Annotated in this window: 17 protein-coding genes and 1 tRNA gene; 11 read left to right on the top strand and 7 right to left on the bottom strand. The window is 46.5% G+C overall.

Features of this window, described 5'->3' with window-relative positions; translation table 11 throughout:
• The 4 genes from QUA03_RS02565 to QUA03_RS02550 form a co-directional block, all read right to left on the bottom strand.
• A partial coding sequence (locus tag QUA03_RS02565) for a ribbon-helix-helix protein, CopG family (RefSeq protein ID WP_333209411.1) occupies window positions 1-1,069 on the bottom strand: 1,069 nt, incomplete at its 3' end.
• Window positions 1,070-1,129: 60 nt separating this feature from the next.
• Window positions 1,130-1,279, bottom strand: coding sequence for a hypothetical protein (locus QUA03_RS02560; protein WP_333209449.1), 150 nt, complete (start codon window positions 1,277-1,279; stop codon window positions 1,130-1,132).
• Between the two features lie 21 nt (window positions 1,280-1,300).
• Entirely contained in the window at window positions 1,301-1,957 is a 657-nt protein-coding gene (locus QUA03_RS02555; RefSeq protein WP_333209410.1) for a HEAT repeat domain-containing protein, read from the bottom strand.
• A gap of 150 nt (window positions 1,958-2,107) precedes the next feature.
• Window positions 2,108-3,034 (bottom strand): phosphodiester glycosidase family protein, encoded by a 927-nt coding sequence (locus tag QUA03_RS02550; RefSeq protein WP_333209408.1) that lies wholly within the window; start codon window positions 3,032-3,034, stop codon window positions 2,108-2,110.
• 71 nt (window positions 3,035-3,105) lie between these two features.
• On the opposite strand from QUA03_RS02550, the gene QUA03_RS02545 reads away from it, so the two are divergent.
• Window positions 3,106-3,915: a pentapeptide repeat-containing protein gene (locus QUA03_RS02545; RefSeq protein ID WP_333209406.1), complete on the top strand. Its 810-nt coding sequence runs from the start codon at window positions 3,106-3,108 to the stop codon at window positions 3,913-3,915.
• Between the two features lie 288 nt (window positions 3,916-4,203).
• On the opposite strand, the gene QUA03_RS02540 is transcribed toward QUA03_RS02545, so the two are convergent.
• Window positions 4,204-4,288: transfer RNA gene (locus QUA03_RS02540), tRNA-Ser, on the bottom strand.
• Window positions 4,289-4,502: 214 nt separating this feature from the next.
• Here QUA03_RS02540 and QUA03_RS02535 point away from each other — a divergent pair.
• The 4 genes from QUA03_RS02535 (at window position 4,503) to QUA03_RS02520 (ending at window position 7,462) form a co-directional block, all read left to right on the top strand.
• Window positions 4,503-4,871: a 2Fe-2S iron-sulfur cluster-binding protein gene (locus tag QUA03_RS02535; RefSeq protein WP_333073886.1), complete on the top strand. Its 369-nt coding sequence runs from the start codon at window positions 4,503-4,505 to the stop codon at window positions 4,869-4,871.
• Window positions 4,872-4,905: 34 nt separating this feature from the next.
• Complete coding sequence (locus QUA03_RS02530; protein WP_333209405.1) at window positions 4,906-5,421, top strand: thermonuclease family protein; 516 nt, start codon at window positions 4,906-4,908, stop codon at window positions 5,419-5,421.
• Window positions 5,422-5,633: 212 nt separating this feature from the next.
• Entirely contained in the window at window positions 5,634-6,449 is an 816-nt protein-coding gene (locus QUA03_RS02525) for an inositol monophosphatase family protein (protein WP_333209403.1), read from the top strand.
• A gap of 101 nt (window positions 6,450-6,550) precedes the next feature.
• A complete protein-coding gene (locus QUA03_RS02520; protein WP_333209401.1) occupies window positions 6,551-7,462 on the top strand; it encodes a tetratricopeptide repeat protein in 912 nt (303 codons plus the stop codon).
• A 77-nt stretch (window positions 7,463-7,539) separates the two neighbouring features.
• Here the strand turns inward: QUA03_RS02520 and QUA03_RS02515 are convergent, their stop codons facing one another.
• Window positions 7,540-7,665, bottom strand: coding sequence for a hypothetical protein (locus tag QUA03_RS02515; RefSeq protein WP_333209399.1), 126 nt, complete (start codon window positions 7,663-7,665; stop codon window positions 7,540-7,542).
• Window positions 7,666-7,920: 255 nt separating this feature from the next.
• Here QUA03_RS02515 and QUA03_RS02510 point away from each other — a divergent pair, with 255 nt between their 5' ends.
• From QUA03_RS02510 to moeB, 5 genes are all read left to right on the top strand, one after another.
• Window positions 7,921-9,156 (top strand): ATP phosphoribosyltransferase regulatory subunit, encoded by a 1,236-nt coding sequence (locus QUA03_RS02510; RefSeq protein WP_333209397.1) that lies wholly within the window; start codon window positions 7,921-7,923, stop codon window positions 9,154-9,156.
• A 144-nt stretch (window positions 9,157-9,300) separates the two neighbouring features.
• A complete protein-coding gene (locus QUA03_RS02505; RefSeq protein WP_333164293.1) occupies window positions 9,301-9,528 on the top strand; it encodes a ferredoxin family protein in 228 nt (75 codons plus the stop codon).
• Window positions 9,529-9,709: 181 nt separating this feature from the next.
• Entirely contained in the window at window positions 9,710-10,321 is a 612-nt protein-coding gene (locus QUA03_RS02500; RefSeq protein ID WP_333209395.1) for a Uma2 family endonuclease, read from the top strand.
• A gap of 135 nt (window positions 10,322-10,456) precedes the next feature.
• A complete protein-coding gene (locus QUA03_RS02495; protein ID WP_333209393.1) occupies window positions 10,457-10,936 on the top strand; it encodes a M67 family metallopeptidase in 480 nt (159 codons plus the stop codon).
• Between the two features lie 79 nt (window positions 10,937-11,015).
• The gene (gene moeB / locus QUA03_RS02490) at window positions 11,016-12,188 is read left to right on the top strand and encodes a molybdopterin-synthase adenylyltransferase MoeB (protein ID WP_333209392.1); all 1,173 of its coding nucleotides are present in this window, start codon (window positions 11,016-11,018) and stop codon (window positions 12,186-12,188) included.
• A 145-nt stretch (window positions 12,189-12,333) separates the two neighbouring features.
• Here the strand turns inward: moeB and alaS are convergent, their stop codons facing one another.
• Window positions 12,334-14,994: an alanine--tRNA ligase gene (alaS, locus tag QUA03_RS02485; RefSeq protein ID WP_333209390.1), complete on the bottom strand. Its 2,661-nt coding sequence runs from the start codon at window positions 14,992-14,994 to the stop codon at window positions 12,334-12,336.
• A 1,124-nt stretch (window positions 14,995-16,118) separates the two neighbouring features.
• Between alaS and QUA03_RS02480 the strand changes: the two genes are divergently transcribed.
• A complete protein-coding gene (locus QUA03_RS02480; protein WP_333209388.1) occupies window positions 16,119-16,727 on the top strand; it encodes a hypothetical protein in 609 nt (202 codons plus the stop codon).
• Window position 16,728: the final 1 nt, after the last annotated feature.

The following is a 16,728-nucleotide window of genomic DNA, read 5'->3' as shown; positions in this document are numbered from 1 at the left end:
CTAGCTGTTGCTGCAAAGATTCCAAAGCACTGGATTTTTCGCCTAGCTGTTGCTGAAACTCGTGTTCCCGGTGTTCTCTTTGGGCCAATTGCTGCTGCAAAGATTCCAGAGCACTGGATTTTTCGCCTAGCTGTTGCTGCAAAGATTCCAAAGCACTGGATTTTTCGCCTAGCTGTTGCTGAAACTCGTGTTCCCGGTGTTCTTTTTCAGCGAATTGCTGCTGCAAAGATTCCAGAGCGCTGGATTTTTCGGCTAGCTGTTGCTGAAACTCGTGTTCCCGGTGTTCTTTTTCAGCGAATTGCTGCTGCAAAGAAGCGATCGAACTTTCGCGTTCACTCAACTGCTGCTGTAAACTTTCGTAACTTGACTTCGCTACTGTTTCGGCTAATTGGCTTTCGAGATTTTGCTTTTCGGTAGCCAATTGCTGCTGCAAAGAAGCGATCGAACTTTCGCGTTCATTCAACTGCTGCTGTAAACTTTCGTAACTTGACTTCGCTACTGTTTCGGCTAATTGGCTTTCGAGATTTTGCTTTTCGGTAGCCAATTGCTGCTGCAAAGAAGCGATCGAACTTTCCCGTTCACTCAACTGCTGCTGTAAACTTTCGTAACTTGACTTCGCTACTGTTTCGGCTAATTGGCTTTCGAGATTTTGCTTTTCGGTAGCCAATTGCTGCTGTAAAGAAGCGATCGAACTTTCGCGTTCACTCAACTGCTGCTGTAAACTTTCGTAACTTTCTGGCAACGGATTTGGCTTTACACTCACCGAGTCCGATAGAGTTTCTGCCGTTACAGCGTCATTAATTTCGCTTTCTTCGGCTGTTTCCCCTTGCAAGTCGGGGTCCTCTACCTCCGTTTCTTCACCTTTTTTCCAAGTGACAGTAACTTCCGTCTTGTCCTTAGAAATATCCAGAGCGCCTTGTGCCAAGCGTTCTAGGAGTTCCGACCTTGATATTCCGAGCTTGCGAGCGATCACGTTTAATCGATCGGCACTAGAAGAAGTCAGCGAAAGTCCGACTTTGACTTTACTTTCTGAATTGGAACTAACTACATTGCGATTTTTTTTGACCATTGGCATTTTCCTCATGCCAACCTACACTTATTAGTGTAGTGGCTGAAGCTTCTATTAAAATTAATTCTTGTTACTTACCAATTGTGCCAGCTTCTGTTCCCAATTGAACAAAAATCCGTGAATATACTCTTCAGTCCATTCCTCGCCGTAGAACCGCTTAAACATTCCCTGACCCGGGTTTTTTTCGGCACGATAGCGCAGATAGCACAGTTGAGCTTGTAAGCCCTTGTTTTAAAGCGAAGCTTCCAAAGTCGCACCTGCAACCCGATGATCTCGATCTTTTGCCAAATAGTTCACAGCAGCGCGAGCTTGAGGATTGTCAAATCTGCTCAGCGCGCGAGCAACTCGCAGCCGAATTCCCCAGTTATCCGAACTTACTAGAGGTAATAATTGCTGCAATGCCTGTTCTTGCTTCGGGGTATTTGCCAGCAGACCAAATCCGTCAATTGCTGCTTCCTGAACTGGTAAATCTTCCCCGCCAAGAGCGATCGCACAAATTTCCAATACTGCATCAGGACACTGCATTTCATACAGCGGAGCCATAATGCTGCGGCGGACGAGCCAATTGTCATCGTGGCGAAAAGCTTCCACTAAATGAGAAATTGCCTCAGTTCCGAACCTTGACAAAGAGTTAGCGGCTTCGGCGCGCACGTTTGGATCGCGATCAAACTGCATCATTTTTAACAGCGCCGCAAAAGCTTCCCCTGTTTGAATCTGTCGCAATCCCATCGCCACGAACGATCGCACCATAAACTCGCGATCGTCCACTTTGCTCAGCAACATCGGCAGCGCCACCGCAGAATCGCAGTTTCTCAGAGCCGTTACCCCCCGCAGCCTCTCTTGAGAATCCGAACTTTGCAGCGCTGCTTGGATTTCGTTAATTTTCATAAGCCAATTATAAATTTTTGTTACGTTTATTTACAATTTTAGCAATTATTCCCGGATTTTGGGCAGATTTAAAAAAAAATTACTGCTGAACAAGAAATTTTGTGGGTATTTAAGCGAACTTTTCTATTAGTAATTAAGGCAATCAGTACCCTATTTATTTGAGTATGCGGAGGCATCATTATCTCGCGCGTAAAATCCCAAATGATTGGAAATTGGACGTTCCTGCATGGGAATTTTATTCTGAATCGGAGCATTCAACAGTTTCGCTCCTGACGGCGATGCTACTGCAAAAGTTACCGACCCGCCGCCATCTAAATTCAGCACTGTCTCGGCTCCCAACCGCATCGAAATATCAGTTATTTCGCTCAATTTCAGCCCTTCACTGTAAAGCCTCTGCTTGCCGTCTGCCAGAATTAACCACAACTTGTCGCCTGTTTTGTCAATCGCCGCGACTGCACGGGGATAGGGTTTATCCTGTTTGCGTTCTTCCTGACTTTGTGCTACGGCTTTGCCATTTTTCACCAGCAAAGTATCTCCGGCAACTCCATAGGCTGTTCCCGAAGGACAAGTGCCGTTTTCGATTATTTGAGCGCGGTTTTTGGCATCAAAACAAAGGGCTGGAAAGCCTGAATGTGGTTGAGAATAAGCTTGGCTTTTGGCAATGGCGTGTCCGACATTATTTACTCGATCGCCACTGCGGGGATAGTAATCCCAAGGTGCTTCCTCGATGCAGGGATAAAAAAAATTGCCGTTAACTGCTAATTGCAATTTAAATTCTTTCAGGAATTCAGTAGCCGTGCGGGCATGGGTTTCTGTTAAATCGGGTGTTGGGTTTCCGGGAGTGACAAAAATTCCTATTCCCGGCGCTTTTAGGTCGATGCTAACAATGTGAATTAGGGTGGGACGCGGATTAGTCCGAAATTCCCTGCGGTAGGCTATTCCTTGAAAGAGCGATCGGGCTTCGTTGGTTTGTTGGGGACGCAAAAAGTAGGGAATGTTGTAGAGTAGTATTGGTGCGAGCAATATTCCGAGACCGAGAATATGCCAAATTTGTTTGAACGTGGGCCGATAAGTCATACCATTTTAGATTTGAGATCGGGGAGGGGAAAACTGACAGATTTATATATTTTCCAGCATCCTGTACTAATATGAAGTATTCGGATTCCAATAATTTTAGCAATCAAATTTTACGAAATCGATCGTTCCAAGGGCAAGTTCTTAACGGTGCTGATTTCAGCGGTGCGGATGTTCGAGGCTGCAATTTTAGAAATGCTCAGTTAGCGGGTGCGAATTTTCTCGGTGCGAAAATCGGGCTTTCTAGGCGACAGATAGCTGTTTTGAGTGCTGGGGCGATCGCGATTTGTTTGGTTGTGGGCGATGTTCTGACTCGAATGATTCTGGGAGCCCAAGGACAACTACCGGACTCTCCCAGTTGGCCTTTTGTTCTGTTGCTGTACGGGGTTTTGAGCGCTGCTGGTTTCGCTTCGGCGATCGCCAGCAAACAGCCAAAAACCTCAAAAGCGGGTAGATTGGCACGAACAATTTCTGCTATTCTATCAGGAGCTTTGTTGGGATTTTTCTATGCTGGCACTGCAACTAATAATAATTCCCAGGCTGCTATTGCTGGAATGTCGATCGGCGGGGTGTTAATGTTTTTTGTGAATTCCCGGATTCGTAGCCAATTTGCACAGGTTGCGATCGCATCGGCTGGAAGTGTGGCGACTTACGCAGCGGCTTTTTTGTTCAGTGCAACGGCGAGCGCTTTTCTGAGCACTCACAAACTGTTTTGGGGTATGTGTTTCGGTTTGCTGTCGCTGCTGTATCTTTGGTTTGCATTTGTGTCTTTCTCCGCTATTGTTCGAGAGATTGGAAATGCTGAGGGTACTTCGTTCAGAGGGGCAAATCTCGCTGATGCTAAGTTCGATATAAATTACCTCTATCTAAAATCTAAAATTTAAAATCTAAAATTACTCGACTGATATTCAAACAGCCATTGATTCAGCAGAAAGCGACGCTTTGCTGCAAACGGTGGCGATTGGTGTAGGTCACTATGGTTTTCTAGTATTGGCATTATATCTGGGCGTATTTTTCCCCGCGATCGCCCGTAATTTACACTCAAAAATATAAAAGCGAGATCCCTTGATTTTTCTCAAAGAATTCAAGGGATCTCGCTCTAATCAAACTATTTATCTCATATCAGAGATTTTTTTTGCAAGCTGTTTTTTTTGCCTGAACAGCTTGTTTAACGGAGAGGGAGGGATTCGAACCCTCGTTAAGTTGCCCTAAACACACTTTCCAGGCGTGCGCCTTCAACCGCTCGGCCACCTCTCCAGGGCTAAATTAATTCATTTAGCCACAGCTAAACTATATTAACAGAACAAATCTGATTTGGGAAGGGGTAACGGCATAAATTTACTGTTTAATGTGGATAGGGTGTCAAACGAGCCGGCTTGGATTCTCCTACCTATGTCGCAAACCCCTTCATCTAAAGGAGTTTGCCCGCCAAACCCCAATCTAAAATCTAAAATCTAAAATCTAAAATTCCATGACTGACTCTTACACAATTAAAATTCATAACAGACAGACAGGCGATCGCCACACCGTGCGAGTACCCGAAGACCGCTACATCCTTCAAAGCGCCGAAAACCAAGGAGTAGAATTGCCCTTTTCCTGCCGCAACGGCGCTTGTACCGCCTGTGCGGTGCGCGTCAATTCGGGGGAACTGCACCAGCCAGAAGCAATGGGGCTTTCTGTGGAACTGCAAAAAGAAGGTTATGCCCTGCTGTGCGTCAGCTATCCCCGTTCCAACATCGAGGTAGAGACGCAAGACGAAGACGAAGTGTACGAACTGCAATTCGGTCGCTACTTCGGCAAAGGTAAAGTTAAAGCCGGTTTGCCGTTGGATGAAGAATAAGGCAATTTGATAAATAATCAACTACCAATTATCCATGCTTTATCGATTATGTGCGATCGCCCTTTGTCTGTTGTTAGCTAGCTGCCAAAAACCAGAAATGCCCCAAGGTACGATCGCCAAAGTAGAAAGGGCCATCAGCGGGCAAACAATCGAAGTTATCAGTACAGCCGACAAAATAGCCTTATTAGAACAAATCAGGCTGATTGGTATTGATGCACCGGATTTAAAACAGCAGCCTTGGGGAGAAGCAGCCAAACAAAGACTAGAACAGCTAACTAGGGGAAAACAGGTATTGTTAGAATCCGACATGGAACAGAAAGACCAGTTCGATCGCAAACTAGCCTACTTGTGGCAAGATAAAAATTTGCTCAACGAACTGCTAGTCAAAGAAGGTTATGCCCTGGCCTCGGTGCGATCGCCCAACACCAAATATCAGCAGCGACTCATCAACGCTCAAGAATGGGCGAGACTCATGGGTAAAGGCTTGTGGAATCCAGAACGAGCTTTGCGCCAAACTCCCGCAGAATTTCGCCAGCAAAATCGGAAATAGTCAATCGATTTTAGATTTTAGATTTTAGATTTTAGATTGAAGCATTGACCCCACCGATAAATTCGGGGGGCAAGTTTCATCGGGTACAGGTTTTTATTTCTGGACGGATGAATCACGTGGCGGGTATCGTGGATGCTTTCGGTCAGTTGGGAATTGTTGACAACTGACAACTGACAACTGACAACTGACAACTGACAACTGACAACTAACAAATGACAGACAATCAACTGCAAAACTTCTTAGAAATAGCCACCGAAGCAGCCCTAGCCGCCGGTTCCGTCCTCAACTCTTTCTGCGGAAAACTAGAAAAAATTCAAGAAAAAGGCCGATCGGGCGATTTAGTCACAGAAGCCGATAAAGCCTCAGAAGCCGTCATCTTAGAAATTCTGGGCCGCCACGTACCCGACCACGCCATCCTCGCCGAAGAATCCGGCAAATTAGGAGATGCCAGCAGCAAATACCTGTGGGCGATCGACCCTTTGGATGGCACAACAAATTATGCTCACCAATATCCTTTTTGGGCCGTGTCGATCGGACTTTTAATCGACGGTATACCACAAATTGGAGTAATTTACGACCCTTTTCATAATGAATTGTTTCGGGCAGGCAAAGGATTGGGAGCAACCTGCAACCGTTTGCCGATCGAAGTTTCCCAAATCTCAGAATTGAGAACCAGCTTGCTAGTCACTGGCTTTGCATACGATCGACGGGAAACAGCAGACAATAATTATGCCGAATTCTGTCACCTCACCCACCTCACCCAAGGCGTGCGGCGCAGCGGTTCCGCATCCCTAGACCTCGCACACCTGGCGATGGGGCGATCGGACGGATACTGGGAACGGGGACTCGCCCCTTGGGACGTAGCAGCAGGTGTACTCATCGTCTCCGAAGCCGGAGGTCAAGTTACAGCTTATGACGGCAGTGCCTTTGAGATGAACTCGGGTCGGGTTTTGGCCACAAACAGCAAAATACACGCCGAACTCAGCAGCGCACTGCTAGCCGTTCCTCCCTTATCTTCTTGGAAGTAGCGCCCCCCAGCAATAGATCGGGGGTAGTACGGGGGTCAGAACCCCTTGACTCAAGCTACATTAAAGAATAGTGAAAAGCCAGGAAAGGAAGAGTAAAAGTTATGTCTTTTGAAATGACAAAAGGGCTGTTCAAGTATGACTTTACAGATCAGCACGCAATTTTGGGAATTCCCTTAGACGCCGAGTTTAACGACATCCGCAAGCGCTACATGAAAATCGCCCGCCGGTTGCATTCGGATACTTGCTCTTTTGAAAGCCAAGCAGATAAAGATTGGGCTAACCAATTTTTGTCAAAAGTAGTCAATCCGGCTTACAACAAATTCTCTAAGGAAAGCGATCGCAAAGAATACAGCCTGCTATTAGCAGCCATCGCCAAGCGCGTCGTTAAAGAACAGGCGAAAATGCACATTGAAAGCGAAGCAGCCAAACAGTTAGCTACCGCTAAAGATTGGGAAGAAGCTTACAAAACAGCAGTTAGCAAACTCGCTCTCAAGCAGTACGAATCAGTTAAGGAAACGCAAGAGGCGATCGATCAAATTAGCGAACTCAACATGGTTTATTTGCTGCGAAAAGAGCGCCTTGGTGGTGTTGGGATTACACCCGCTTCACCCATAAAAGATGCAACCCCAACCCCAACCCCAACCCCAACCCCAACCCCAACCCCAACCCCAACCCCAATTCCGGTCATAGACCCGCGAACCGACGCCTATTGTCGCCGAGCTCAAGGATTTATGGACAGCAAAAATTACGCTAAAGCAAGTTTGGAGTTGAGGGAAGCCCTGAAGCGCGATCCAAAACAAAGCAAGGCTCACGCTATGTTAGCAATGTGTTACCTTGAACAAAATCAAGCCACAATGGCAAAACTTGAGATGAACAAAGCTTTGGCATCAAATCCTGAAGAACCGACGGCTTTGGAGGTTAAGAAAAAGCTGGAACAAGCTTCCGCAAAAGCCAAAAAAGGTGACGAGAAACCAGGATTTTTTGCAAGTTTGTTTGGTGGGAAGAAGAAGTGAGAAGTTGTGAGTTGTGAGTCGGGAATATTTAGAAATTGGTAAACTGCTCAGCAGTAAAGTGATCTCGCTCAAAATCATCAAGAACTGGTGAGATCACCTCGGAACCCAATCGGAATTGTACCGTCAGTGCGATCGTCCCGCGATCGTGGCTGCTCCAGAAAGAGCGGGACGATCGCACTGACGGGGAAAATGATTATTCCCATGCAAACCAAAACGCTATCACGCCTTAATTTGTTAAAGTCGAAGGTTAAGCTTGCCTGATTCGACTTTAACAGCCTCTCCTAAAGCTAAGCTTCTAAGCCCAATCTAAAATCTAAAATCTAAAATCTAAAATTGATATGACACATTAATTTGTTAAAGTCGAATGTTAAGCTTGCCTGGTTCGACTTTCACACCGTCCCCTAAAGCTAAGCTTCTAAGCCCAATCTAAAATCTAAAGTCTAAAATCTAAAATTGATATGGTTCACCAACCCCCATCCGGTGCAAGAGATTTATTGCCCCTTGACGTTGCTCAAAAAATTTCGATCGAACGGCGCTTACAGCAGGTTTTTCACCGCTGGGGCTATCACCGGATTATTACCTCTACTCTAGAAAGGCTGGAGACTTTGATGGCTGGGGGCGCGATCGACCGATCGACCTTAATTCAATTGCAAGACGCCGAGGATGGAGAACTTGGTTTGCGGCCGGAATTGACAGCATCCATCGCGCGCGCGGCTGCAATGCGGATGGCAGGGACTCGCTGGCAGCCTCAGCGCCTCTACTACAACGCTAACGTGTTCCGCAAAGGCCCAGATACTGGCTCAGGCGGGCAACAGGAGTTCTATCAAGCTGGCGTAGAGCTGCTTGGCGCGGGGGGGACGGTTGCGGATGCGGAAGTGCTGCTGCTGCTGTCTGAGTGCTTGCAGAGCTTGGAAATTGATGACTGGCATTTGGTTTTGGGAGAAGCGGGCTTGACTGCAAGATTGCTGGAACCGTTTCCGCCAAACGTGCGCCAAAAAGTTCGGGGGGCGATCGCCAATCTCGATCGAATTGCTTTGGAAACTTTGCCGCTGTCAACGGAATTGCGAGAAAGAGCTCTGCTGTTGTTTGACTTGCGCGGCCGGCCAGAAGAAGTGTTGCCAATTGTTGCCAAGCTGGATTTAGATGTGCCGCAGCAAGCCGCGTTAAATAATCTCAAATCAGCGATCGAATTGCTGCACCAATGTCAGTCAAAAATTCCCAATCTCAAATCTCACATTCACCTCGATTTGAGTTTAATTCAAACATTTGACTACTACACTGGAATTGTGTTTGAAGTTGTCAGCAGCAGCAAGACAGGACAGCGAGTTTTAGGACAAGGGGGACGCTACGACCAACTGTTGGGACTGTTCGACCCGCAAGGGCAAAATTCCCCCGGCATTGGGTTTTGTCTAAATATTGAAGAGTTGCACCAAGTTTTGCTGACAGAGGGGCAATTGCCCAGCCAGACGCCAGCTAGCGACTGGTTGGTTGTGGCTCAAACTCCTGAAGCTAGTGCCGCCGCGTTTGCTTACGCTCGCAAACTCCGAGAGTCTACTCACCTAGTTCGGGTGGAAATAGATTTGGAGAGTCGGGAGACGGAGGAGGGGGCGCGGGAATACGCGCGCGATCGACGAATTACTCAAATTGCTTGGGTAAATGCCGAAGGATTGCCAACAATTGAAACGGTAAATTAGCCTAAGTGGTAATTGGTAATTAGTAGTTGGTAATTGGTTAAAAATCACCGGATATGATATCATGTATCCTGCTGATTGAGAGAAGGTTTTGCCAATTGCTAATTGCTAATTCCCGATCTAACTAAAATGTTTTGAGAGAACACTATGGCACACACTATTGTTACGAATATTTGCGAGGGAGTTGCTGATTGCGTTGGCGCTTGTCCGGTTGCTTGTATTCATCCCGGCCCTGGCAAAAATGTCAAGGGTACTGATTGGTTTTGGATTGATTTTGATACCTGTATTGACTGCGGTATTTGTTTGCAGGTGTGTCCTGTCGAAGGTGCGATCGTTCCAGATGAGCGGCCTGAGTTGCAGCAAACTCCGACTTGATTGAATTAACTCTTTTTCCCCTTCTCTTCTCTTCCTTTGTGTCATAAGCGTCTTCGCGGTTCGTTAAATTTATATAGGAACTTTTTTAACGAACCGCAGAGGCCGCAGAGGACACAGAGAAGAAGTTGAGAAGGAACGAAAAAATCTAACGTTGAGATATCTTAAGTGCAGGTTATTAATTATGCTAGTTTTAGATCCAAAAACTCTCGCTCCAGCGACTGAACAGCGCGTCATTCTATATGATGTGACTTGGGAACAATACGAGCAGCTTTCCGATATATTTGTCGATGAATTTCCCAGAATGACGTACTTGGAAGGAACGTTAGAAATTATTATGACAAATTCGCCAGAACATGAAAGGCTTAAAACAATTATTGCCCGGTTGATAGAAACTTATGCGTTTGAAAGGCTAATTAATCTCAACGGTTACGGAAATACTACATTTCGCCGCGAAGCTGTGAGACGGGGTGCGGAACCAGATGAGTGTTACTGTTTAGGTTTACTTGCAGAAGTCCCGGATATTGTGATAGAAATTGCTCTGACTAGCGGCGGTGTTGACAAGCTGGAGGTGTATCGCGGTTGGCAGGTTCCTGAAGTCTGGTTTTGGGCTAACGATCAATTTTCTCTTTACCACTTGCGGGAGTCTGGTTATGAGTTAATTTCCAGCAGTGAATTTTTGCCTGAGTTAGACTTTTCTGTATTGAGTCAATATGTAGGATATGTTAACCAAACAGAAGCTGTTATTGCTTATAGAAGTATTTTGCAAACAGCTACAGGAATGTCAAATCAATAGACATCTCCAGAAAATCCATTATTGAACAGGCAAGATGCCTGTTCCACAATTTAAAAAAAGCCCGTGAAGCGTAGCTATCCCGCAGGGAATCGCACTTTACAAAAAAAACTACAATAAAATCTACAATAAAATCCTATGCAGCCGATCGCACTTTCCGACTCTCATATTTTATCCATGCGTACCCACGCCGAAAGCGCTTATCCTGAAGAATGCTGCGGTTTGTTGCTCGGTCGAGTTACTGGCGATGTTAAAAATATAGTAGAAGTTTGGCCGACTGAGAATGCTTGGAGTGCTGAGGCCCAGGAGAATTGGCCTGACCAAAAAGAATTGACAGAAAAACGCAGATATGCTATAAAGCCCGAAGATATGTTGCAGGCGATGAAACACGGGCGCGATCGCACTCTGGATATTATCGGTATATATCATTCCCATACGGATTGTCCCGCAGTGCCCTCAGAGTGCGATCGAACATTGGCCTGGGCCCAATACTCTTACATCATTGTGTCAGTCCGACAAGGCTGTTCAGAAGACCTCCGCAGTTGGAGTCTTGACGGAGAGGGGAACTTTCAAGCAGAGGAAATTCGCCTAGTGGAACCGACTGAGATTAAGAAATAATTAGTAAAAATAACAAACACGTAAAAATGCGAAAGATTCAGATAGGATGTAATTCAAAATCTGCGCTACACACAATATCATGCTAAATCCTAATCTGGAGGAGATCCAGCTCAACAAACAAGAATACGAACGCTACTCTCGCCACCTGATCCTGCCAGAAGTTGGATTGGATGGGCAGAAGCGTCTCAAAGCTGCCAGCGTGCTCTGCATCGGTACGGGAGGTCTCGGTTCGCCGTTGCTGCTGTATTTAGCAGCCGCCGGTGTTGGCCGCATTGGGATTGTAGACTTTGATGTTGTAGACCATTCCAATTTGCAGCGCCAAGTAATTCACGGCACTTCTTGGGTTGGGAAACCGAAGATTGAGTCGGCTAAAAATCGGATTTTAGAAATTAATCCTTTTTGTCAAGTTGATTTGTACGAAACTCGCGTTAGTTCCGAAAATGCGATCGACATTGCCACTCCTTACGATATCATTATCGACGGTACGGACAACTTCCCGACTCGCTATTTGATGAACGACGTTTGCGTGCTTTTAAACAAGCCCAACGTCTACGGTTCTATCTTCCGATTTGAAGGGCAAGCAACAGTTTTCAACTACGAAGGCGGCCCGAATTATCGCGATTTGTACCCGGAACCCCCGCCGCCAGGGATGGTTCCTTCTTGTGCCGAAGGCGGCGTTTTAGGCGTTTTGTGCGGAGTTGTCGGTTCTATCCAAGCAACGGAAGCTATCAAGATTATCTTGGGTCAAGGCACTACTTTGAGCGGCAGACTGTTGCTTTACAATGCCTTAGATATGACGTTCCGGCAATTGAAACTGCGGCCTAATCCAGTGCGTCCGGTAATTGAAAAGTTAATCGATTACGAACAATTCTGCGGCATTCCTCAAGCAAAAGCGGAGGAAGCAAGCCAGCAAACGAAAATTCCTGAGATGACTGTCAAAGAACTTAAGGAGTTAATCGACAGCGGTGCGAAGGATTTTGTATTGTTGGATGTTCGCAATCCCAACGAGTATCAAATTTGTCAAATTCCTGGGTCGGTTTTGGTTCCTTTGCCGGATATCGAACACGGCGCAGGTGTCGCTAAGGTTAAGGAATTGTTGAACGGCCACCGCTTGATTGCACACTGCAAAATGGGCGGACGTTCTGCGAAGGCTTTGGGGATTTTGAAGGAAGCTGGAATTGAGGGGATTAATGTTAAGGGCGGAATTACTGCTTGGAGTGAAGAAGTAGACCCGTCTGTACCTCAATATTAAGTAGCAAAGCAGGACACGGCACTGTGCCTTTCGTCGTGTCAATTTAAGCCGAAAGCCCGACAGGGGTTAAAACCCTGTCGGACTGCGGGTTTGACGTGTTTGTTGACATTAATGCACGGAATCGTGTCCCCACACAAAAGGCCGATTACCCCAATCCTTCAACTAACAAATTGCGAGCACTTTCCAACGCTTCCTGCAACTTACTTGCATCGCGTCCCCCAGCTTGCGCCAAATTAGGCCGCCCGCCGCCTTTTCCGCCGCAAATTTGAGCAATTCCCCCGATAAACTTGCCAGCTTGCAATCCTTTCTTATTGACTTCTGGACTAAAAGCCGCCACCAAACTTACCTTATCAGGTTCAGGAATTGATGCCAAAACAACCGCAGCATTTCCTAACTTTTGCTGCAATCTTTCCGCCGCAGTTTTCAGCGCTTCTGTATCCACATCTCCCAATTGAGCTACAATGATTTTGAATTCGCCGATCGCCTCCGCCGCACTCAGCAACTGGTCGGATTTCGCGATCGCCAATTCCGACTTCACAGCAGCCAAATGTTTCTGAGTATCCTTCAACTCATTCTGCAAATTAGTAATCCGGTTCGGCAATTCTTCAGGCTTAGCCTTAAATCGATCGCCCAAATCGCGCACTACCTTATCCCGCACGTTCAAATAGTCTAAAACAGCTTGACCGGAAACCGCTTCAATCCTGCGAGTTCCCGCCGCTACCCCCGCTTCGGAAACAATCTTAAACAGCCCGATTTCTGCGGTATTGCTGACGTGAGTTCCGCCGCACAATTCCATCGAAACCCCCGGAAAATCGATTACCCGCACCACATCGCCGTACTTCTCGCCAAACATCGCAGTCGCGCCTTTTTCTCTCGCAAGGGCGATCGGCATTTCTGCAACGACCGCAGCGTGCGCCTCAGCAATCCAACTATTAACTAAATCCTCAATTTTCTGCAACTCTTCTGCTGTGACAGCGCGCGGAGAATTGAAATCAAACCGCAATCTCTCAGACGATACCAGCGAACCAGCTTGCGAAATCGAATCGTCTACAATTTTTCGCAAAGCTGATTGTAATAAGTGAGTTGCTGTGTGGTTAGCCTGAATTCGGCGGCGACCGCTATTGTCAATTTTCGCCGTAATACTATCGCCAACTCTCAGCGTTCCCCGTTCCACAAAGCCGAAATGCACGAAGAAATCCGATTCCTTCTTCACATCATCAACTCTTACCAACAAACCCTCTCCATTCTCTCCCTGAATGCTGCCGTTTAAATAACCTTTATCCCCAATTTGTCCGCCGGATTCAGCATAAAAAGGCGTTTGGTTCAAAACAACTTGTACCTCGGTACCGGCGGCTGCTTCTTCGACAGATTTGCCGTCAACTAAGATAACTTCCACCTCAGCTAAACTCGACAATTCAGCATAACCGACAAACTCAGTTCCCTGGATAGTTTCAGCCAACTTATCCAAAAAGCCCTGCACCGTCAAATCGATTGTTTGGCGAGCATCTTTAGCGCGAGTTTGCTGTTCCTTCATCGCCGCTTCAAAGCCGTCCAAATCCACAGTAATTCCCTGTTCCTCCGCAATTTCTTGAGTTAGTTCTAAAGGGAAACCGTAGGTATCGTAAAGAGTGAAAGCATCTTGACCGCTGATTTGTTGGTTTGCTTGCTGTTTTGTGCGATCGACAATTTCCTCCAGCAGCTTCTCTCCGCGTTCCAAAGTCTTGAGAAACTGCGCCTCTTCCCTTGCCAATTCCGCCTTAATTTGAGCTTCCCGCTGCCGCACGTTGGGATAAGCAGCTTCCGAAAGTGCGATCGCACTTTCAGCCACCCGCACCGTAAATTCGCCCTGAATTCCAATCAGTCGCCCGTGACGCACCACACGGCGAATCAACCGGCGCAAAATGTAACCCCGACCAACATTCGACGCGCGAATTTCGTCCGCAATCATGTGCACCACAGCCCGAATATGGTCGCCAATTACTTTCAGCGAAACCTTGACTTTTTCATCGCTATTGTGGTAATCAATCCCGGCAATTTCCGCCGCCGATTGAATAATCGGAAAAATCAAATCTGTTTCGTAATTATTGGGGACTTTCTGGAGGATTTGCGCCATCCGTTCCAGTCCCATGCCAGTATCAATATTTTGATTTTGCAGCGGTGTTAAATTGCCCTCTGCATCTTTATTGTACTGCATGAAAACCAGGTTGTAGAATTCAATAAACCTGCTATCATCTTCGAGGTCAATATTGTCGCCTCTTTCTGGGTGGAAATCATAGTAAATCTCCGAACACGGGCCGCAGGGGCCAGTCGGGCCGGATTGCCAGAAATTGTCATCTTCTCCCATGCGCTGAATTCGATCGCCCGGAATGCCAATTTCATCGCGCCAAATTGCAAAAGCTTCGTCATCTTCTCGGAAAACGCTAACAACCAAATTCGACGCTGGTAAACCGAAAACTTCCGTGGAAAGTTCCCACGCCCAGGCGATCGCCTGTTTCTTGAAATAATCCCCGAAACTGAAGTTACCCAACATTTCAAAAAACGTGTGGTGGCGGGCGGTGCGGCCGACGTTTTCGATGTCGTTGGTGCGGATGCACTTTTGAGAAGTGGTGGCGCGCGGTGATTCGGCGGCGCGCTGTCCGAGAAATATCGGCTTGAATTGTAGCATTCCGGCGATCGTCAGCAACACTGTCGGATCTTCGGGCACCAAAGAAGCACTCGGCAAGATTTTATGTCCCCGCTGGGCATAAAAGTCGAGGAATGTTTGGCGGATTTGGCTGCCAGTGAGAAACTTAGGAGAAATAGTCATGACAAGAACTGTTAAGAATGTAAAGATGTAGCAACAATAGAATTTATAGGACTTACGCACGGGTGTCCAGGAACCGGGTTTTTTAACCAAAATACTTGCTTAAAATCCTCAATCTCGGTGAAAAAACCCGGTTTCTTTGTTCGGAGTGCGTGAGTGCTAACTTACATCTATTTGGATATTCATATCATTATACTTAGTAATGTAAAGACCTATCAAGTTTTGCAAATAGTGCTTTACTCCTCCGAAAGGCCATGCTAACTTAATAATAGACACCCGGACAGAAAGAGAAAGGAGGTCGCTATATTTAGAAAGAAAATTCGAGGATATAGACATGGTGTCTCCGGTCTAGATTCCCAGGCGCAGCAGAAATTAACCGAACACAACTTGGAATAGTGGCGAACTGCCGATCGAGCAGTCAAGCCAAACCGCAGTCGAGTCAGACATAGTTGTAGTTGCGGATTAAAAGTAAAGCTGCAGAAGTTGTAAACCCTAGTAAGTAACAGTTCTCAACCGGAAACACATCTCGTTTGTTAGAAAAAACAAAGTTCTCATATTATTGGGTCTGATCGCTGTCGATCGGGCCCTATGAATTTTTATAGGGCGATCGCAGGAGAAGAGGCTTCGAGGGGGAGAGATGGGCCGAGTTCGGCTGTATAAGTGCTTTCTGCTCAAAGGCAACATCCCTCGGAGTCGATCGGCGAGCGATCTGTGCAGCTTTTGAGTTATATATTATATATAATGGGACGTGGAGCAAGCCCGCCCGCTTTTTGCCGGGACTCAAGCGCTGTGGTATGAGGCACTGTCAAGATGCGATATCATTGAGGATGTCAGTACAAGACATTAAAACCTACCCCGCTGTGCTGTATAGCAGCAAAATCTACGCTTCTAGGAGCTTGCTGCAAGCCAAGGATAGCCAACCGCCATTTTTGGTGACAAGACCAGGCTCAAAAATTTGAATCTCAGGATATTTAGAGTCAAGACTCTAAAAAATCCCATCCCTGACGCAGGGGTGAGAGTTCAAAAAATCAAAGCCCCCCCCACTCAAAAAAGCTAGTGCCACCAACAACGGTAGTAAATCACTAGCACAGTTCTTAAACTCACAATTTCCGGAGATTCCAGGTATTATGGCCGAAATAACTAAAGAAGAAATGCGCGAACGGCTGGGAAATATCGACCAGATCCGGGATATAATTTTTGGAGCGCAGCTTAGAGAATACGACAATCGCTTCGATAAAATAGATTCCGACTTGTCGATGATGCAGCAAGATATGCAAACTCGCATCGAACAAGTAAAAACAGTTCTTTCAGGAGAAATGAGGGCTGCAGTTGATTCGTTAGAAAAAAAAGTTAAATCGCTCACATCAAACACCCAAGAAGAAAGCGCAGACATCCGTCAGCAAGTCGATCGCGTTAACCGCAAATTTTCCAGCAGCATGGAAGCCCTCGACGAGGCTATAGACAATCAAACCAGTTCGCTTCGCGACGAACTCTCCCAAACCAGAGAGCGACTATCTGAAGAAACCCGCACTTTGAAAACACAGGTTTTTGAAGAGCTCGATCGTCGCTTTTCTATGCTCAGAGATGTTAAAGTTTCCAGAGACGACATGGCAGAAATTCTGTTTGAACTCGGTATGAGGCTCAAAGGAACAGAATTTGTGCCCGAACTTAAAGGCGTTGCGGATAATAAGTTAAATAACGAATTTCTGTTGCCGGAGCGCCACCATCACGGATAAT

This window comes from Microcoleus sp. S36b_A4 (genome assembly GCF_036700645.1).
Classification (GTDB): domain Bacteria; phylum Cyanobacteriota; class Cyanobacteriia; order Cyanobacteriales; family Microcoleaceae; genus Microcoleus.
This window is presented reverse-complemented; position numbering and strand designations above follow the sequence as displayed.